The following is a 20,275-nucleotide window of genomic DNA, read 5'->3' on the forward strand; positions in this document are numbered from 1 at the left end:
TCACTAGTGTCCACTAAAAAATAAAACAAGTTCTTTGAAATTATTGTAAATCTGTATTTTAAGAGTCATTTTTGAGCGTGACGATTTGAAATGATTATTATGTTCGTAAATCAATATTACGAATATGAATCACGGTAAATATGTCTTTTCTCAACTGATTGAATTTCTTCCTCAACGTGTTTTTGACAGGTTAACTAGTAAATATTCTGGCAATAAATCGGTCAAACATTTTACTTGTTGGAATCAATTATTATGTATGATTTTTGGTCAACTTTCAGCAAGAGAAAGTTTAAGGGATTTGATAATTGTTATAGAAGCACATCAATCAAAATCATATCATTTAGGATTTGGCAAAAATGTAACTCGTAGTAATTTATCCAAAGCCAATGAAAATCGTAATTATAAAATATTTGAAGAGTTTGCCAATCATTTAATATTGATTGCCCAGGATAAAAAAAGCAATGATGCCTTTGAAATAAAAGGCAATATTTATGCTTTTGATTCTTCAACAATTGATCTATGTTTGAGTGTATTTTGTTGGGCTCATTTTCGGAAAACTAAAGCAGGAATAAAATTGCACACCCTATTTGATATTAACACACAAATCCCTGTATTTATTCATATTACAGAAGCAAATGTACACGATGTTAATGCAATGGATGTCATAGATTATGAGCCGTTTGCTTATTATATTTTTGACCGTGCTTATGTTGATTATGATCGACTTTTTCGAATTACAAAAGCTAATGCTTATTTTGTTGTTAGAGCAAAATCTAATGTGAAATTTAAGAGAATGTATTCTCTAAAAATTGACAAAACCAGTGGAATTAAATATGACCAAATTGGTAAAATAGAAGGTTTTTATACCTCAAAAGATTATCCAGAAAAGATACGAAAAGTGAAATTTTTCGATACTGAAAATAAAAAAACGTTAGTCTTTTTGACCAATAATTTTGAATTATCATCTCAAGATATTGCACTACTTTACAAACAAAGATGGCAAGTAGAATTGTTCTTTAAATGGATAAAACAGCACCTAAAAGTTAAGACCTTTTGGGGAACAACAGAAAATGCTGTTCGTATTCAAATTAATGTAGCAATTGTAACTTACTGTTTGGTTTCTATAATAGCAAAAGATTTAAAAATCAATCGCTCAACCTACGAAATTCTACAAATTTTATCCGCATCATTACTCGATAAAACCCCTATATATGAGCTACTTATGAAATTAGATTACAATAATGTCAATGAACATAATACTAACCAACTGGTTTTTAACTTATTTTAAGTGGACACTAGTGTTTTTATATAATAAAATAGAATATGTTTAAAAATTACATAAGTAACTTTAAAGGATTTCCTAGAGAAATATGGGTTCTTACCATTCTTACTTTCATAAATAGAGCAGGAACAATGGTAATTCCGTTTCTATCAAAATACATGAAAGATGATTTAAATTTTACCTATAGTCAAATAGGTTGGATCATGGTTTTTTTTGGTATTGGTTCTATAATAGGAACTTGGCTAAGTGGTAAGGTTATGTCTTATGTAGGTTTTTATAAAACTATGATTATAAGTCTTTTTGCAAGTGGTATCTTGTTTTTTGTGCTGGAGCAAATAAAAACTTTTGAAATGCTTTGTATAGGTATTTTGCTTCTAACGAGTGTTGCAGATATGTTCAGACCTGCAATGCTTCTATCCTTAAATAGTTTTACCAGAAAAGAAAACAGAACAAGGGCTTTATCGTTAGTTCGATCTGCAGTAAATTTAGGGTTCCTTTTTGGGCCAGCTTTAGGAGGTTTTCTTATTATGAAAATGGGTTACAAATGCCTATTTTATGTAGATGGTGCAACCTGCATGTTAGCAGTTCTTATTTTTGTTTTGTACATAAGAGAGAAAAAACTGCCGTTTAAGCTTAATGAAAATATTGTAGCGGTTAGTGGTGGCAATAAATTTGCAATTTTAAGAGACAAACCATTTGTTTTGCACCTCATTATTTCTATGATATCAGGAATTTTATTTTTTCAGGTTTTTACAACTTTGCCATTATATCACAAAGAACAATTTCATTTGCCCGAATTTTATAGTGGCTTGCTTTTAGGGCTAAATGGTATAATTATGCTGTTTTTTGAACTTCCTATTGTTACTTTTGTCGAGTCACGGAATATAAATAAGTTAAGAATCATTTCTCTTGGTTTATTTTGCATGATTACGGCTTATATGCTTTTGTTTTTTGTAAAAATAGACCTGGTTTTAGTAATAATGATGGTTTTTATTACATTTGGAGCAATGCTAACTTTTCCTTTTGCAAATTCATTCGCTTCATCAAGAGCTCACATAGGTCTTGAGGCTAAATATATGTCTGTCTTTACAATGAGTTATAGCTTTGCTCACATTTTTAGTGCAAAAATGGGTATGGAGATTATTCAGAAATTTGGTTACGACATCAACTGGTTGTCTATTGCTACTTTAGGAACAATTGCCTTACTCTTAAATTTGCTATTGTATAATATTACAAAAAAAGAAAAAGTAATTGCAAACGACAAGATTATGAATTCACTTTTTTTTGAAAATAAATAACATATTTTAGTCTATTTTTTTTTCTGTTGAACTAATTTTATTTCTTGCTTGTATCTGTTTAAACGCAATTTAGTTATCCCTAAATTGAAATTTTTATTATCGTTTAAGGTTAAATATATAAAATATTTACCATTATCTGAAACATCAATAAGATGAATTTGAGAAGTCAGATTAATAATAATGGTGTCTATTTTTTGGTATTTTAAATTTGTTGCAATGATAGAATTCATTTTTGCTCTAACAATTTCGACGCAAAATGAACTAGATAATTCCGAATCATAATTAGGGTCTTCAGATTGAGAATAATATACAATACCTGTTCTTACCTCTGTAATTGTAACTGCAATAAAACCGGGGATATTTTTTTTCAGATCCTCTCCAAATTGTTTAAAAAAAAGCTGCATTTTAATGTAAGTTAATTATTAATAAAATGTAAAAATACAATTTTATTGATTATAATTATTCGTAAAAAAACGTAAAATTTATTTTTCAGAGCAAATATAAGATATGTTTAATAATTTTGCTTAATTTTATAATAAGCAGTTTTTTTATGTTTCATTATTTGGCGTTACCGTTCTCGCGCTACAGCGGGTTTGGGACTAAATTAAGCCCTATTTTCGGATTTGCCAAATCATCCCAAATACAAAACCAACTTTCCATTAAGCCAATTGCCCAAATCCGTTGTAGCGTGTGTTGGCAGTAGTACTATTTATTCTATTCTCTTTTTTATTTCTTTGTTGCCGTAATAGTCGTGAAGGAAAACAGGAAAAGCACTAAGGATAGCAACAGTTTTGTCAATATTTATATATTTTTCAAATTGATTATTGAAAATGGTTAATTGATCAATAACATCACTAGGAAAGATATATGAATTGTTCACTACTTTATTCATTTTCTTGAGGTGTATATCAATAAGTTCTTTCCATTTTTCTATATCGTAATTGATAATATGTTTTAGGCTTTCTAAGCCTTTCTGTCTAACAATTTTTTTATAATCAATATTTTCTTTACAAGAAATTTTTAATTCTTCAAATGTATCAAAGTTCTCAATATGTTTCAGCGCTTCAACCATTGGGTAACTTATGTACAATTTCCCTTTTTCTGTTTCTTCATTGAAAAAATCTAATAATTCTTTAATTTTTTTATCACTAGCATTTGTAGCGTGACCGTCATAGTCGAAAAACATATAAATTTGAGCAAAATCAGACCTTTTGAAATCTTTTAATTTTTCCTTATTGACTTCAATTTCTTTAAGTAAATTAAAGGTGTCCAAATCTTCATCTTTAGAAATTTCAGCATACATTTTGTAAATCGTTGTGCAATATGCACAAGTTATGATAGCGTTTTCATTTACAAAGAATTTGGTTAAATTATCTGTAATTGATTTTTCTAATTTTGGACCTTCGAAAATAAATAGAACTTTACTAGACATCGAATGAACCTGCTTTATACATTTTTTCGATATTGTGAGCTTCTCTCAATTCTTTTTGCGTACTTCTTGATAAAGAACGGATATGTTTTTTTGTCATTTCAAAGTAGCAGTCTGGTCTCAAGTAATCATTTGTCATAATTGAAGTATTATGAGTTGTTAGTATAAATTGAACTCCTGTCTCTTTTAGTTTTTCTACTATCAAAGCTGACAATGTATGATGATAAAAAGCATCAAACTCATCAATAAAAACAAAAGAAACCTTTCCGTTTTCTTTAATGCTCTGAAACCAAAAATAAAAAAGAGCAAGAGAAATTGTTCCTGTTGACGCAACTTCATTAAAAGGAAGTTGTTTCCCATTGAAATTGAAAGCAATTGTATTTTTACCTAGTTCTTCAACAATAGATAGTTTACATTCTATACCTGCTACATTTAGGAATTTTTCAAAATCTTCAACATTTTTTTTCTTTATAATATCTTCATAAATATGCTTACCTCCAATATCGAAGCCAAGAAATATTCTATCATTTAATGACCGAAAATAGAGCATCTGTTCAACAAAAGTGAATAACGATGTGAAAGTATTGTTTATAGCATTGTTTTCAAGTGCTGTGTTGTTTTTTATATACTTCAAAATAGATAATTCAGAATTTTCTATTTCTGTTTTTAATGTTTCAGCTCCTTTTAGATGTATTGTTGCACTAGAGTTTTTAGTCCTGTCAAATAAAACAAGTTCTTCATTGTCTACAACCAAACGCTCATATGCTATAGTTTTATAATCATATTTTTTGTATTCGTAGATTACAATCTTTGAGTTAATCAAAAATTCGTAATAAAAGGAAGATACATCAGAATTACAGTAAGCGTTTAGATAATTTTTATATACGGCATCGTTTCTTTGCTTGTCTGTCAAGTGTTCAATGATGTCAAAAATTGCAAGTGCTAAATTTGATTTGCCAACACCATTATGTCCATAGATAATTGCATTGTTTACAATTCCATCTTTGATAGAACTTTTGTTAAATTCATATCCATTTATATTAGTCAAATCTATTTCAAAGTCTTTTTCAAAACTTTTGAAGTTTGAAATTTTAAATTTTCTAAGCATTTTTTATACTATTTTAGACAAAGATAGTAAAAAAAACAACTGCCGTAAAAAAAATACGGTAACTTTGATTCTGCTGGGGTATTACTGCCAACATAAGGATTGGGCTTTAGTTTACAAACGAAGTTTACTAAACTCCAATAAAAATAAGATTGTGGTAAACTAACTTTCTTACTTCAATTTGTAAGGCAAAATACTGTAATTAATAACGTTAAGTCCTTTTTTTGTAATAATCTTTCAGAACAGATTGTCTTCCAACAGTTCTTGTAATAATATCTTTGTTTAAATCCCAACCACGGGCTGGAGAGTACTCTCGTCCGTACCAAATAATTTGTAAATGTAAATCGTACCAGATTTCTTTAGGAAAAATACGTTTGGCATCTTTTTCGGTTTGGGCTACATTTTTGCCATTAGTCAAATTCCAGCGATACATTAATCTGTGTATGTGTGTATCTACAGGAAAAGCAGGAACCCCAAAAGCTTGACTCATTACTACACTGGCTGTTTTATGTCCCACCGCTGGCATGGCCTCTAAGGCTTCGAAGCTTTGAGGAACTTTTCCATCATGTAGTTCAATTATCATTTGCGATAAGCCAAAAATTCCTTTCGATTTCATTGGCGAAAGTCCACACGGACGAATAATTTCTTTAATTTCTTCGATCGAAAGTTTTACCATATCGAAGGGATTATCGGCTTTTGCAAAAAGTATCGGTGTAATTTGGTTTACACGAACATCTGTACATTGTGCCGAAAGCAGTACCGCAATTAGCAAAGTATATGGGTCTTTGTGATCGAGCGGAATAGGAATTGTAGGGTATAATTCTTTTAACGTATTTATAACAAAAGTTACACTTTCTTTTTTGGTCATTTTAGTTAAATTTGAAATGTAAAAATACAATTTCGATGGCAATTATAATAAAAAAGCGACATCAATAAAAAAACAGAAACTAAAAAAAATGACAATACTAAAAAAAGGAGATAAAGCGCCTAATTTTTCAGCTTTAGACCAAGACGGAAAATTACATAAACTATCAGATTATACAGGAAAAAAATTAGTTTTGTTTTTTTATCCAAAAGCAAACACACCTGGTTGTACCGCAGAAGCTTGTGATTTGAGTAATAATTATGATAAATTCGTGTCTAATAATTATGCGCTTTTAGGCGTAAGTGCTGATGCCGCAAAAACACAGCTAAAATTTAAAGAAAAATTTAATTTTCCTTTTCCTCTTTTAGCCGATGAAAATAAAGCTGTTATTGAGGCATTTGGTGTTTGGGGGCCAAAAAAATTTATGGGAAAAGAATATGACGGAATACATAGAACTACTTTTGTGATCGACGAAAATGGTATTATTGATGCCGTTATTACTTCTGTAAAAACTAAAGAACATACCAAACAGATACTGGACTAATTAAGGGGTAATGACAAATCCTGAATTGTAAAAAAAAACAGTTCAGGATTTGTTATATTATTTCTTAAGCTTCTATTAATGTTTTATTGCTGTCATACCCAAAAAGATGGTCTTTCTTAATGATATCGGCAATTCCGTCGGGTAGCATTTTTTCCCAACCAGGTGTGCCGTTGTGTATCATTTTGAAGACTTCTCTAGAGAAAATTTTTAGGTTTTCTTTTTCAAAATCGGTAATGTCAGTCACTTTTCCGTTATAAGCAAAGAATTTGTACAATTCTTTCATGCGAGGATGCACTTTTAGGTTTTGTGAGTTTATTATATTGCCAACTTCATCTTCCATAGGGTATAGGAAAACTTTTAAGTCTCGGTAAAATAATTTACCAAAAGCCTCTAGAATTCCACCACTCAAATGGCGATAATATTTTTCGTCAAATATATCAATTAGGTTGTTTACACCTAACGCTAGTCCCATTCTTTCTTTTGTATAAGAGGAGAAATATTCGACTACTTTAAAGTATTCTTGAAAGTTAGAGATCATTACTGTTTGTCCTAGCGAACAAAGTAATTCTGCTCTATCCATAAAATCTCTTTCATCTATTTCGCCATCTGAACGGAGATTAGAAAGTGTGATTTCGAAAATAACTAGAGTGTTTTCTTTTTTTACTTTATTGCCGTCTATAAACATCTGCAACGATTTCTCGTACATGTCCATATTTACTTTGGTTACAGGGCGAAAACTTCCTCGCAATGCCAAAATGTTTTTCTTGTATAAAGTGGCTGCGGGTAAGATGTTTTTTCCTGTTGGATCAAACATTACGGCATCTGTCATGCCATTTTTTACTAATTGTAAACTCATCAATCGGTTGTCTACATCAGCAAATCTTGGTCCTGAAAAATTAACGGTGTCTATTTCTAGCTGGTCGTAATCTATATGGTCATACAAATATCTTAGTAATCTTTTAGGGTCGTTGTGTTTGTAAAACGCACCGTATATTAGGTTTACGCCTAGTTTTCCTAAGGTTTCTTGTTGCAGTTTTGCATCAGTTTCTTTAAATCTGATGTGAAGTAATATTTCGTTATAGGCTTCATCTGCTTCAATTTGATATCTAATTCCTACCCAGCCGTGGCCTTTAAATTTTTTTGCAAAATCTATTGTAGCAACGGTATTGGCATAGCTAAAAAACATTTTTGTAGGATGTTTGTCACGTTTTAGACGTTGCTCCATGAGTTCGCCTTCGTGGGATAGCATCTTTTTTAGACGACTTTCGGTTACATAACGGCCGTCATCTTCAATACCATATACGGCATCACTAAAATCTTTGTCGTAGGCAGACATTGCTTTTGCAATCGTACCAGAAGAACCACCAGCTCTAAAAAAATGGCGTACCGTTTCTTGTCCGGCGCCAATCTCGGCAAAGGTTCCGTAAATGTTGTTGTTGAGGTTGATACGCAGAGCTTTATCAGATATTGACGGTATTTGTTCAATAACTCTGTCTCCTTTTAGCGTAATTTCTGTTTCTGAGTTTCTCATGCTTGGGGTAAATACTTTACAAAGTTAATAAAATAGACAGCTTTACATAAAAAATATCTTTATTTTTGTCAAAAAAAAAAAATAATTGAAAGTCTATTTTTTAGGTACTGGTACTTCACAAGGCATTCCTGTTATAGGTAGTAACCATCCTGTATGCCATAGTCAGGATAAAAAAGACAAGCGTTTGCGGGTTTCAATCTGGGTAGAATGGGATAATAATTCTTTTGTAATAGATTGTGGGCCAGATTTTAGACAACAAATGCTCGCTTCTGGTTGTTCTAAAATTGATGCCATTTTATTTACTCATGAGCATTCCGACCATACGGCTGGTTTAGATGATATTCGACCATTTTTTTTCAAACAAGGAGATATTCCTATTTATGCACATGAGCGAGTATTGAAAAACCTAGAAAAACGTTTCGATTATATTTTTGAAACCGAAAACAAATATCCAGGCTCTCCGGGTGTTTTTCCAATAGAAGTTGAAAATAATGTGGCCATTGATATCGATTCGAAAAAAATAATTCCCATAAATGCAATACATGGTGGTTTGCAAGTTTTTGGTTATCGTTTTGATGCTTTTGCTTATTTGACCGATGTAAAAACCATTGAACCCGCAGAAATAAATAAACTTAAAAACCTAGAAGTTTTGGTAATAAACGCTTTAAGGGAAGAACTTCATAATACCCACTTTAATTTGCAGGAAGCGTTAGATTTTATTGCTATTGTGCAACCAAAAAAAGCTTATTTAACCCACATAGGTCATACTTTTGGTTTTCATCAAGAAGTACAAAAAAAATTACCCAAAAATGTATTTTTGGCTTACGATAATTTAATAATTAATATTTAAAAAAAAATGAAAAAACTGGTTTTATACGGATTAATATTTTCGGTATTATTGAATATTTTTCAATATATGTATTCGACAAAAAAGTTTAATTTTGATGAAAATCGTGCGGAGAAATTTAAACTAAAAATGACCGATAGCATTTCTAAAATTGTAGCCCAAAAAGAAGAAGGAGATTATTTTTCTTTGGCCTATGATGAGAAAGCACAAGATTATTTAGAAGGTTATGACGTTCAGAAACTAATGCCACAAGTAAAAGAAAAACTAATGGATATGAACTCGAATCCTACGGGAAACAAGTTAATTCCTTATGATAATATGGTAATTAATAAAGTACGTTTCCTAAACCACCGATGGATTATTGCCGATTTTACAGGCGATTCTAATTGGGGAGAAGTTATTCTGAAATATTTTCTAGAAAAAGACGGTTCCGTTACTTTCGAAACTGCCGAAACGGTTATGTATCCGCAACAATAAGCATTTTAACCACAAAGGTTTTGCTTCGCCAGTTCGCCCGCCTTTAAGGCTCGGGTCACGTAGTTCACAAAGTTTGATGTGTTTTCATTCTTTGTGAACTTTGTGTTTAAACTTTTTTTAACTATTATTACCAGAGGATTATAGTTTTTTATTTTTGTGAACCTTGTGACTTCTTCGTGTACTTAGTGTTTAAACCTTTTCCAACCAATTTTTGAAATCATAAAAATTTTGTGGCGAGATTCCATGGCCAATTGGGTATTCTTTATACACGTTTTCAATTCCTAGATTATCTAGCAAAGGTTTTGCTTTTCTTGCCCAATCTACAGGTACAACTTGATCTACAGAGCCGTGAGAAGCAAATATTTTGAGATTAGAGAAATCGTTACTTTCAAAACCTTCTTTTGCAATTTCGGTGTTAAAATAACCACTCATAGCCACTACTCGTTGTATTTTTTCTGGATAGGACAAGGCAACGGCATAGCTTAAAATACAACCTTGACTAAAGCCTATTAAGGTTATATTTTTAGCATCAATAGGATAGTTAGCTACCAATTCATCAATAAAATTAGCGATTACATCTCGGGAGCTTCTAGCTTGATTTAGATCCGAAAATTTATTTTCATCGGCATCAAAATCAATAGCATACCAAGCATGACTTGCATATTGTAAATCGTAAGGTGCACGAGCCGAAATTACATAATAATGATCAGGTAATTCTGAGGCAAACGAAAATAAATCTTCTTCGTTGCTGCCATAACCATGAAGTAATAGTAATAATGGGTTTTTGTCTAATTTTATCTTAGGTTCTCGAACGAGGTGGTGTAATGTCATTGTTTTAAAGTTTTTTTAAATTCGTTGTTCAATATTCAACATTTAAAAATTCAAACCACGAACAACGAATGTTGAATAACGAATTTTAAAATAAGAATTTATATGTTTTTAAACCATTTTTGAAAATAATTTCCTAAAAACGGAATAGCTTTCATTTCTCCTTTTGTTGCTGTTAGCATGCCATACATGCTTAAAACCGAAACAAAAACCCACATTGAAATTAAAATCATATCATTTTTAAAATTTGAAATAAGCAATCCCAAAGCTATAAAAAGTATGGTAATTCCTAATCCTTGTCTGGTATGAAATGAGGCAAAACTATTTTTGTTTTCAGAATTTATAGACATGGCAATTAATGGGCCAATTAAAATAATGTAACTTAATATTGCTGCTGTTTTTCCGTCTTTTTGTTCTTCCATTTTATGCTAAAACTAATTTTTCTTGGTTATAAATTCCGTACACTTTTCCTTTTAAAAGGGTATTAAGAAAAGCTGAATTTTTAGATTTTGATAAGATATTTTTCTCTGTAAATATAGATTCTCCTTCGGGATTAAATAAGGTGATATTTGCTTTTTGCCCTTCGGATATTGAAAAAGTTTCTTGACCAAAAAGGCTTCTACCAGCACTTAATTTTCTGATGATTATCTCCGTTGGTAATATGGTTTGCAAAGCGCCAAAGGCACTTTCTAACCCAATGGTTCCGTATTTTGCTTTATCGAATTCCATTTTTTTATTTTCAATATCAATCGGATTGTGGTCTGAGGTGATACAATCGATGGTATGGTCTAGAATTCCTTCGATTAATGCTTTTTTATCTTCTTCAGTTCGAAGTGGTGGCAAGACTTTATAACGGGTGTCAAAACCTTCAATGACTGCATCTGTTAGTATTAAGTTATGTGCCGCAACGCTACAAGTTACTTGTAATCCTTTGGCTTTAGCTTCTTTAATTAATGCAACAGATTTTGCGCTAGAAATGGTTGGAATATGTAATTTTCCACCCGTATATTCTAGTATAAATAAGTTTCGGGCAACAATTAATTCTTCTGCAAGCGAGGGAATTCCTTTTAGTCCTAACATTGTCGAAAGGATACCTTCGTGTACCATTCCTTTACCTTTTATGGTGTTATCTTGAGCAAAGGCGATAACTAATCCGTCGAAATCTTGAGTATATTGCAAACTTATTTTAAGCAAATTAGCATTGTCTAAACTCTTGTTATAATCAGTAAAAGCAATAGCTCCAGCGTTTTTCATGTCAAAAAGTTCTGCCAAATCATTTCCTTCACTTTTTTGTGTTAAAGCTCCAATAGGAAAAAGTTCAGTTGCAAAACCATTTGCTTTTTGTTTTACAAAATTTATTTGCGATTGATTGTCTAAAATAGGGAAGGAGTTGGGTTGTAGCGCAATGGCTGTAAAACCTGATTTTGCAGCTACTTGCAAGCCATTTGCAATGGTTTCTCTATCTTCAAAACCAGGCTCGCCAAGGCAAACACTCGTGTCAAACCAACCTTGAGAAACGTGTAAATTATCGAGTTTTATTTCTTCAAAACCTTCAGTTTTTTCAATATTTGAGGCTATTTTTCGAATAATTCCGTTGCTAATTTTTATATCCACAACTTGATTGTGTAATGCGTTTTTAGTATCGATAATTCGTGCTGCTTTGAGTATCAAATTCATTTTACAAATTTTTGTATAAATAGTTCGAGGAGTAAAAATAATAGTGCAAAAATAAGAAACCATTTCCAAACTTGGCTATCGGTTCTGTTTATTTGAATGGTATCAAAAAACGATTCTATGTTAGAAACAACATTCAAATCGGTTAGGGTTTCATGGCTTGGAAGTGTCAGATTACTCTCTTTTCTATCAAAATTAAAACTAATATTTCCGATGTTTTTTTTGCTTTGAATGATTTCAAAATTTCCTGCTAACGTTGGGTTGTCTGCACAAGAAATTTTAATTTTATCTGACATGATTTGTTGCGATGGGATAAACTCTTCCGAAGAATTTTTTATAGAAATAATCTCGTTATGGTTTGTTTTTGCGGTAATTAGAAACGAATTTGTGTTGCCAATAGTTTCATATTTTACGCCGTTATTGTTTGTGTTTATTGCCATTTTATAAAAAGTGGGTACAATGAGTGGCGAATTCTGAAAATTACTATTGGTTTTATTTATAGGTGCCGAAAACACGAAGACAGAACTCATTTGCTTTTGTATTGATGTTAAAAAAGCAGTTTGATCCTCGTAACTAATTGCTTGAGGCGCATTGCTTTTTATAGCAAATGATTGTATTGTATTTGGATATTGAAAATTAGTAATTTTCTTCTCGAAAACATTTGAAAATAATGGATTCGAAAAATTTATTTTAGTGATTTTCTTTTCTTGATTTTGGAGATTTGAAAACTGAATACCTCCAAAATGATTGAAGAATGAATTCAAATTAGAAACATCATTTTTTTCTGACGGTATAAAAACCACATTTCCGCCTTTGGCAACAAACGATTTTAAATTAGTTTGCAATGCCACGGGAATATTGTCTAATTCGTTCAAGATAATAGCGTCTTGTTTGTTTAGTTGGCTATAATCTAAAGTAGTAATTAGTGAATTTGTATAATTAAATTCAGTTTTTGTATAAATTCGTGCTAAAAAATCGCTTTTTTCGGGCAGACCAATACTTAAAATATTTATTGTTTTGGGTTCGGAAATAGAGAAATATAAAGTATTGTCGAAAGCCAAACTATTATCATTGATGCTTACATAACCATTAAAATTGGCTTTTGGAATTGTAAAATTGATGATTTCTTTGTTCTTTTCGAGATTTAAAATTGTTTTAGCAATTAAATTTTTTTGGTTGTAAACAGAAACTGGAATTGCTTTTTTTTCTTCGAATTTTGAAGAAAACTGTACGGATATTTCGTAGAAATTGTCTAAAGTTTGGGCTAAATAAACAGTATCTATTGCGATGTTCTTAAGTTGTTCTGCTTCTGGAATGATAAAATAAGTTTTATCTTTTTTGTTGCTGTCTTTTAGGTGGTTTTTGTTCAGGCCAATGGCATCGGTAATAACAACAATGTCTTTGTTTGCAAAGGTTTTACGAGATTTTATTTTGGTTAAAGCAGTTTCTAACGAGAACGGAATGGCGCTATAGTTTATTTTTTGTAAATCTTTCTCGATGGCATTTATATTGGTATTCCAATAATTTTCATTGTTTGTAATTAAAGAGAAATTACTGTTTTTAGGCGCAAATTCTAATAAATCTTGCACGGCTCGTTTTAGTAATTCACCTTTTTGTCCTTTGGCTTGCATACTATACGAATTGTCTAAGATGACAAACAATTCGTTGTTAGTATTTTGGCTGTCTTTTGCTTTAAAAAAAGGTTGTGCAAAAGCAAAAATGAGAAAGGCAAGTACTAATAATCTAGTAGCGAGCAATAACCATTTCTTTATTTTAGAACTCTTTCGGGTTTGAATAGAGAGTTCTTTTAGAAATTTTACATTGGTAAAAAATTCTTTTTTAAAACGTCTTAATTGAAACAAATGCACCAGAATTGGAATAACCAATAAGAAAAGGAAATAGAGGATTTCTGGATGTTTAAATTGCATTTAAGAATTAATTACGAATTAAAAATTACGACCCAAAAATTATGGGTTGTTGTGGTAATTGTTTTTAAATTCAGATATTTATGATTTTTCAAAGATAATTATCAATTGTCAATTATCAATTATCAATTGCCAACTATTTTTTCTTCTTCTTTGCTGCTCTAGTTTTTAAAATATTTCTATTGACAGAGGTTCCTGTTTTTTTCTTCGTTTTAGATGGGCCACCTAGATTTACTTTTTTGTTTTTCTCTGATTTTTCGTGATGAGAAGCGCCACCTTCTAATTTCACTTTTTTAAGTAAAAATTTAATCACTTCTTTCTCTTTTTCTGGACCAATAAGTAGTTTAGAGATTTCTACTTCTTCAGGTAAATCTAAAATTTCAATTTCTTTGCCCATCAAAACTTCGGCTCCAAATTTTATTTCTTCTTCTCGAGGCGCAATAAAACTTATTGCAATTCCGCTAGCATCGGCACGACCAGTACGACCAATACGGTGTATATATTGTTCAGGAAGTTCGGGTGCTTCAAAGTTTATAACGTGTGTAATGTTCGAAATGTCTAGACCACGCGCCATAATATCGGTAGTAATTAAACCACGCAATTCGCCTTCTTGGAAAGTTGCCATTGTGGTTAAACGATAATTTTGCGATTTATTGGAGTGAATGACTCCAAATTGATCTGGGAAATCGCCTTCAATTCTTTCGTGAAGCATATCGGCAATTTTTTTATTATTTACAAAAACTAAAATACGAGACATTTCTTCATTGGTATGTAGTAAATGTTTGAGTAGGTTAACTTTGGTATTAAAGTTAGGAACATTATACGATAATTGTTCGATTTTTTCTAAAGGAGTTCCAGACATTGCTAGCGAAACTTCTTCTGGGAAATCGAAGTAATCGTTCAAAATAGCATCAACTTCATCAGTCATGGTGGCCGAAAATAGTATGTTCTGACGTTTGGTTCTTAGCATGGCAAGGATTGAAGTGATTTGAACTCGGAAACCAAGGTTTAGCATTTCGTCAAATTCATCAATAACTAATTTTTGGGTATCATCGAAACGAATCACAGCGTCTAGCGCTAAATCCATGACGCGTCCTGGTGTTCCTACTAGAATATCGACACCTTCGTAAACTTGTTTTTTTTGTGTATTTATGTTTACACCACCATATATTCCTAAGGTAGAAACCGACATATATTTTGTTAGTTTTTCGACTTCTTCTACCACTTGTACGACTAGTTCTCGGGTTGGAACAAGAATTACAATTTTAGGGGTATTGGTATTTGTAAAGGTATATTGCTTTAATAGTGGCAAAAGATAGGCAAAAGTTTTACCAGTTCCTGTTTGTGCAATTCCCATCATATCCCGACCAGACATGATTACAGCAAAGGATTTTTCTTGTATAGGAGTTGGTGTTGTTAACTGTAAATCGTTTAATGCTTTTTGTACTGATTTTGGAAGATTAAACTGCTCAAATGATGCCATTTTATTTTTATTTTATGCAAAGATATTCTTTAAACTTAATATTCATCAATAAATAAGTGTTCTTCGTTATAAAAAACAGATTTTAATTAAAACAAGGTATTAAAATGTGAATTTAGAATTTGTTTTTTGCCAATAGTTACAGAATGATCTGTGGAAACAATTATACTGCTTTAATTTTAAAGGCACTGTAATATTTGGTGCGGGTATTGTTATTGCTAGGAATTTCATAATATGAATCATTTGATAGAATTTTTCATTCCTAGGAATAGCAAATTGTATGTTTGTTATTGTAGTACTTTCAATAATAAAAGGGTATTAGTATATGATGGTGGTAAGTATTAATTATAACATGCCTAATTCTATTTGAGTCCGAAAAGCCTTAAAAAAGTATTTTTACTTGAATACTTAGCGCAAGAGGCTATAATTAATAGAGTTCAAGTTATGTGTAAATAAAAAAAATGTTCAGCAAAGGCTGAACATTTTTATATCTAAAAGGGGTAAAATTAGTATAGCAAATCTAATTGTTTAGCATAACAGGCATAACAAGCATAGTAACGGTTTCGCCTTCGTCAAGACCATCAATAGGGGTAAGAATTCCTGCTCTGTTTGGCATAGACATTTCTAGCATAATCATATCTGATTGTAGGTTGCCTAGCATTTCTAATAAGAAACGTGAGTTGAAACCTATTTGCATATCATCACCTTGATAATCACAAGTTAAACGCTCTTCTGCTTTGTTTGAATAATCTATGTCTTCTGCAGAAATATTTAATTCTGTTCCTGCAATTTTAAGTCTAATTTGGTGTGTTGTTTTGTTAGAGAAAATCGCCACACGACGTACAGAACTTAAAAATTGCGTTCTGTCTATCATTAATTTATTTGGATTTTCTTTTGGGATAACTGCTTCATAATTAGGGTATTTACCGTCAATTAATCTACAAGTTAATATATAATTATCGAAGGAGAAAGTAGCATTCGAATCGTTATATTCGATGGTTACTTCTTCGTTTGAAGTAGCTAGAATTCCTTTCAAAATATTTAAAGGTTTTCTTGGCATAATAAAATCAGCAACTTGCGACGCTTTTACATCGGTACGGGCATATTTTACTAATTTATGTGCATCGGTAGCCACAAAAATTAATCCTTCTGGCGAAAACTGAAAAAAGACACCAGACATTACTGGGCGTAGGTCATCGTTTCCAGCGGCAAAGATTGTTTTGCTTACTGCTGTTGATAATACTTCGGCAGGAACAATAGTTTTAGAGGGTTCTTCTAAGTTTACAGCTTTTGGAAATTCGTCACCTGGAGCATAGGCTAGTGCGTATTTTCCTGATTGTGAGCTAATTTCGATGGTGTTGTTTTCTTCAACTGTAAAGGTTAGGGGTTGTTCTGGAAAAGTTTTTAGTATTTCTAGTAATAATTTTGCAGGAACGGCAACGCTTCCTTGGCTATCTGAATCGATAGTAAGCGAGGCTGACATGGTGGTTTCTAGATCTGAAGCAGAAACTAATAATTCGTTTTTCTTTAATTCAAATAGGAAATTATCTAAAATAGGCAATGTATTACTACTATTGATAACGCTTCCTAAAACTTGTAATTGTTTTAATAAATAGGAACTTGATACTATAAACTTCATCGTCTTTGTTTTAAATTCTTCTGTTTTGAATTCCAGAACTTATTATTTTTTACAAATATATCGTAAACTAATCAGTATTGAAAACATTTTTATCAACAACTAACGGCTAAATTGTTTTTTTCTTAGATAAGTAATCGAAATTCCAAAAAACAGCAGCAAAAATAATGGGAATAAGACAGTTAGCAATTGTGTGTAAGTATAGTTTTTGGCTACTTTTTCTTTGTCTAATAAAGGTAAATCGACTTCTTTACTACGAATGTTAATAAGTCCGTTGTCATCGAGTAAATAATTCACGCAATTCATCAAAAATTCCTTATTGGCATACATTTTATTTGTCCACTTGTCAAAACCTAATTCTAATGGCTGTCCTTTCTCATCGATTTGATTTCTAATGACATCACCATCAGATACTATAATCATTTTAGATGGTTTTGCTTTGGCTTTAAAGCTAGCATCATCAAAGGGTAAAACTCTATTTTCGAATGCTGAAGTGAAATTACCTTCTAAGAGCAAACTAACAGGAATGTTTCCTGGCTGAAAATCTTGTGGGTTTGGTTTTTCATTTACCATTTTCAAATCGATTTCAACAGGAGTTCCTACTTTTTTAGAATAGATAGAAGATTGTAATAGGATTGTTTTCTTGATCCCGTTTTTTAAAGTATCAATAGCATTGGCAAAATCTAGTTTTACGCCATCAATATTATTCACGATTGGATGTTTGGCTTCTGGGAAAATATACGGTGCAAAATACCAAGGATATTTTTCGTATTGTGTTTGGTTTCCTTTGTTTCCAGAGGCTAACGAGATTGGCGCACATTGTATGTCTTTTACCAATATTGGATTTATTCTGAATCCGTATTTAAAAAACATATCGTTTAAACCCAAATCGAAAGGAAAAGCAAAACTAGAACCTGTTTTGTTTAGGTTTTCCATATCTATATTTACGGTTTCTACTAACCATAATGTTTTGCCACCATTGATGATAAACTGGTCTAAAACTTGTTTTTCTTGGTCAGAAAAGGCAGTTTTTGGTTTGGCGATAATGGCTAAATCGAAGGTTTTTAATGCTTTTGCAAAAAGTATGGGGTTTTTAGATACCGAATCTAATGGGAAAGGTGCAATAAAATAATTTTCTCGTATAGATTGTAAGAAGTCTGCTTTAAAAAGATCGGGTAATTCGTTTTTGCCTTTTATAACGGCTATTTTCTTTTGCTTTTTTGTGGTTATTTTATGAAAACCATCAGCAAAAGCGTATTCTAAATGTTGTACAGAACTGATTACTTTTTGTTCGGTGGTGGCTCCTAATTTGTTTTTTAATAAAGAAATCTTGGTACTTTTGTTCTTATAAGTAGCAATTGCCCAAGGAAAAACCATTTCTTTGGATTGTTTTCCTTTGTCATCGACAGTAATATTTGTAGGCGTTAGCCCTCGTTGTACAAAGGATTCTATAATAGCATCGGCCTCTTCAGGGTTTTCTAAAGGATTTACAAATTGGTAAATTATATTAGGATTGTAAGCCTTAAATTCCTCTAGAATTTGCTTGGTTTCGTTTTGCAAACGTTTAAATTCGGGCGGAAAATTACCTTCTAAAAACACATCTATATACAATGGTTCTTTGGCATTTTTTATGATATTTAGGGAAGTTTCAGACAAAGTATAACGTTTGTCATGCGTTAAATCGAAACGATGAAAAAATTGACTTCCAATGCCATTTATGATAAGAATAATAGCAATAGTAAGTAATAATGTCTTGATTTTCTTTTTCTTAATTGGTATCATTACGATTTGTATGATTTTAATTTATAAACAGTAAACGACAAAAACAGTACGGTTATACTCACAAAATAAATAATATCTCGAGTATCTATTACCCCTCGGCTCATGCTTTTGTAATGATAATCCATGCCAAATGATTTAATAAGTTCGCTAAAATCTCCAAGTATTTTATAGTTTGCAATGCCTTGAAAGCCAAAATAAAGCACAAAACACAAAAATACCGATACGATAAAGGCTACAATCTGATTGTCAGATAAGGTGGAGGTGTAAATCCCAATTGCAGTGTAAGTTGCCATGAGAAATAATAAGCCAAAATAGGAGCCTAGGGTGCTTCCAAAATCGATATTTCCTTCGGGTAAGCCTAAATCATAAATAACTTTAACATATACTAGTGTTGGTATTATTGCTATTATTAATAATAAAAAAGCACCTAAAAATTTTCCGTTCACGATTTGCCAAAGCGATAAAGGTTTTGTAAGTAACAGCTCTATAGTTCCTTGTTTTTTTTCGTCCGAAAAACTACGCATGGTTACGGCAGGAATTAGGAATAAAAGGATCCAAGGGGCAATGGTAAAAAACGGCGTTAGATCTGCAAATCCGGAGTTTAAGATGTTGTAATCACCATCAAAAATCCACAAAAATAATCCTGTGAGTAATAGGAAAATAGCGATAACTAGATAGCCTATGGGAGAACCAAAAAAGGATCGAAATTCTTTAAATAATATGGCTTTCATTTATTTTTTTTTAAATATTATAATATCTTGATGTTCGTTTAGCGGGGTGTTTTGTATGCCAGACCAATTGCCTCTAATAAAATTGGTGATTTCAAAATTATAACTTTCTAGTAAATGAATGATATAATCTTTCTTGTAAGCCACATTTGCTTCTTTAACTGATTTATCCATTAGTGCATAATTTCCCCTATCGAAAGGGAAATTCTTATGTCCTTTTTCGTGCATAGATTTGCTGCTTTGATCATCTATAATAAAGAAAGTAGCGAAGCATTTTTTATCTTTCTTTAATACTCTATGTATTTCGCTAATGTAATTTTCTACATCATTTGGTAGCATGTGAGTGAATACGGAAGTTAAAAAAACGAAATCGAAATTTTCATTTTGATAAGGAAATTTTAATTCTGCTGCTTTTTCATTTGTGTTGAGTCTATATAAATCATTCTTTAAGGGAATGAGTTTAAAGTTAAAATTTGGAAAACGACTACTAATATTTTTAGTGCACCAATCGATACCTATTTTTACAATATCAAAACCTTCGTATTTTCCTGTTGTAGAAAGATAGTTTGTAAAAGGAATTGCCATTCTGCCTATTCCAGAGCCAATATCAAGAATAGAACTTTGGGGCGTAAAATCGCAATATTTTTGAAAATAACTAAAAAAAACCTTTCCGGTTTGCAAATAATTTCCACTTCCTGTAAATATGATTCCTTTAGGTGGCACTAAATTATTTTTTTTGGTTAGCATATCGCTAGGGAAGTATATGATTTTTCTTGCGGCATAACGCAGCGGAATGGGTAAAGAGTAATAAATTTTTCTTGTTATGATGTTCATAATATACTTT

Annotated in this window: 19 protein-coding genes; 5 read left to right on the forward strand and 14 right to left on the reverse strand. The window is 31.4% G+C overall.

Annotated features, from left to right (window positions below):
• Positions 1-124 precede the first annotated feature (124 nt).
• Both B0A57_RS06495 and B0A57_RS06500 read left to right on the forward strand, forming a co-directional pair.
• Positions 125-1,288, forward strand: a complete 1,164-nt coding sequence (locus B0A57_RS06495) for an IS4 family transposase (protein ID WP_038466201.1) — start codon at positions 125-127, stop codon at positions 1,286-1,288.
• Positions 1,289-1,323: 35 nt separating this feature from the next.
• Positions 1,324-2,580: an MFS transporter gene (locus B0A57_RS06500; protein ID WP_011963242.1), complete on the forward strand. Its 1,257-nt coding sequence runs from the start codon at positions 1,324-1,326 to the stop codon at positions 2,578-2,580.
• A gap of 11 nt (positions 2,581-2,591) precedes the next feature.
• Here B0A57_RS06500 and B0A57_RS06505 read toward each other — a convergent pair whose 3' ends face one another.
• From B0A57_RS06505 to B0A57_RS06520, 4 genes are all read right to left on the reverse strand, one after another.
• Positions 2,592-2,984 carry a hypothetical protein gene (locus B0A57_RS06505; protein ID WP_011963241.1) on the reverse strand — a complete coding sequence of 131 codons (393 nt, stop codon included), beginning with the start codon at positions 2,982-2,984 and terminating at the stop codon, positions 2,592-2,594.
• A 305-nt stretch (positions 2,985-3,289) separates the two neighbouring features.
• Positions 3,290-4,012, reverse strand: coding sequence for a hypothetical protein (locus tag B0A57_RS06510; protein ID WP_038466204.1), 723 nt, complete (start codon positions 4,010-4,012; stop codon positions 3,290-3,292).
• On the reverse strand, positions 4,005-5,117 hold the full coding sequence (locus B0A57_RS06515) for an AAA family ATPase (RefSeq protein WP_038466207.1): 1,113 nt from the start codon (positions 5,115-5,117) through the stop codon (positions 4,005-4,007). Before B0A57_RS06515 ends, B0A57_RS06510 begins: the two co-directional genes overlap by 8 nt.
• Positions 5,118-5,325: 208 nt before the next feature.
• Positions 5,326-5,982: an endonuclease III domain-containing protein gene (locus B0A57_RS06520; RefSeq protein ID WP_034097555.1), complete on the reverse strand. Its 657-nt coding sequence runs from the start codon at positions 5,980-5,982 to the stop codon at positions 5,326-5,328.
• A gap of 88 nt (positions 5,983-6,070) precedes the next feature.
• Between B0A57_RS06520 and bcp the strand changes: the two genes are divergently transcribed.
• Complete coding sequence (gene bcp, locus B0A57_RS06525; RefSeq protein WP_034097557.1) at positions 6,071-6,523, forward strand: thioredoxin-dependent thiol peroxidase; 453 nt, start codon at positions 6,071-6,073, stop codon at positions 6,521-6,523.
• 64 nt (positions 6,524-6,587) lie between these two features.
• Here the strand turns inward: bcp and B0A57_RS06530 are convergent, their stop codons facing one another.
• Positions 6,588-8,054, reverse strand: a complete 1,467-nt coding sequence (locus B0A57_RS06530; RefSeq protein WP_011963238.1) for a TonB-dependent receptor — start codon at positions 8,052-8,054, stop codon at positions 6,588-6,590.
• Positions 8,055-8,139: 85 nt separating this feature from the next.
• Between B0A57_RS06530 and B0A57_RS06535 the strand changes: the two genes are divergently transcribed.
• A complete protein-coding gene (locus B0A57_RS06535; RefSeq protein ID WP_011963237.1) occupies positions 8,140-8,904 on the forward strand; it encodes an MBL fold metallo-hydrolase in 765 nt (254 codons plus the stop codon).
• A 6-nt stretch (positions 8,905-8,910) separates the two neighbouring features.
• Positions 8,911-9,378 carry a hypothetical protein gene (locus tag B0A57_RS06540; RefSeq protein ID WP_011963236.1) on the forward strand — a complete coding sequence of 156 codons (468 nt, stop codon included), beginning with the start codon at positions 8,911-8,913 and terminating at the stop codon, positions 9,376-9,378.
• 189 nt (positions 9,379-9,567) lie between these two features.
• On the opposite strand, the gene B0A57_RS06545 is transcribed toward B0A57_RS06540, so the two are convergent.
• The 9 genes from B0A57_RS06545 to B0A57_RS06585 form a co-directional block, all read right to left on the reverse strand.
• A complete protein-coding gene (locus tag B0A57_RS06545; protein ID WP_011963235.1) occupies positions 9,568-10,209 on the reverse strand; it encodes an alpha/beta hydrolase in 642 nt (213 codons plus the stop codon).
• Between the two features lie 98 nt (positions 10,210-10,307).
• Complete coding sequence (locus B0A57_RS06550) at positions 10,308-10,628, reverse strand: DUF4870 domain-containing protein (RefSeq protein ID WP_034097565.1); 321 nt, start codon at positions 10,626-10,628, stop codon at positions 10,308-10,310.
• 1 nt (position 10,629) lies between these two features.
• On the reverse strand, positions 10,630-11,883 hold the full coding sequence (locus B0A57_RS06555; RefSeq protein WP_034097580.1) for a dihydroorotase: 1,254 nt from the start codon (positions 11,881-11,883) through the stop codon (positions 10,630-10,632).
• A complete protein-coding gene (locus tag B0A57_RS06560; protein WP_034097567.1) occupies positions 11,880-13,808 on the reverse strand; it encodes a vWA domain-containing protein in 1,929 nt (642 codons plus the stop codon). The genes B0A57_RS06555 and B0A57_RS06560 overlap by 4 nt, the downstream gene beginning before the upstream one ends.
• Before the next feature lie 133 nt (positions 13,809-13,941).
• Positions 13,942-15,288 carry a DEAD/DEAH box helicase gene (locus B0A57_RS06565; protein WP_011963231.1) on the reverse strand — a complete coding sequence of 449 codons (1,347 nt, stop codon included), beginning with the start codon at positions 15,286-15,288 and terminating at the stop codon, positions 13,942-13,944.
• A gap of 517 nt (positions 15,289-15,805) precedes the next feature.
• Positions 15,806-16,924, reverse strand: coding sequence for a DNA polymerase III subunit beta (gene dnaN, locus B0A57_RS06570; protein WP_034097569.1), 1,119 nt, complete (start codon positions 16,922-16,924; stop codon positions 15,806-15,808).
• A gap of 99 nt (positions 16,925-17,023) precedes the next feature.
• Positions 17,024-18,703: a gliding motility-associated ABC transporter substrate-binding protein GldG gene (gene gldG / locus B0A57_RS06575; protein ID WP_011963229.1), complete on the reverse strand. Its 1,680-nt coding sequence runs from the start codon at positions 18,701-18,703 to the stop codon at positions 17,024-17,026.
• Positions 18,703-19,434, reverse strand: coding sequence for a gliding motility-associated ABC transporter permease subunit GldF (gene gldF, locus B0A57_RS06580; protein ID WP_034097570.1), 732 nt, complete (start codon positions 19,432-19,434; stop codon positions 18,703-18,705). The genes gldG and gldF overlap by 1 nt, the downstream gene beginning before the upstream one ends.
• Positions 19,435-20,265, reverse strand: coding sequence for a class I SAM-dependent methyltransferase (locus B0A57_RS06585; protein ID WP_052079083.1), 831 nt, complete (start codon positions 20,263-20,265; stop codon positions 19,435-19,437).
• Positions 20,266-20,275: the final 10 nt, after the last annotated feature.

This window comes from Flavobacterium psychrophilum DSM 3660 = ATCC 49418, from assembly GCF_002217405.1.
Taxonomy (GTDB): domain Bacteria; phylum Bacteroidota; class Bacteroidia; order Flavobacteriales; family Flavobacteriaceae; genus Flavobacterium; species Flavobacterium psychrophilum.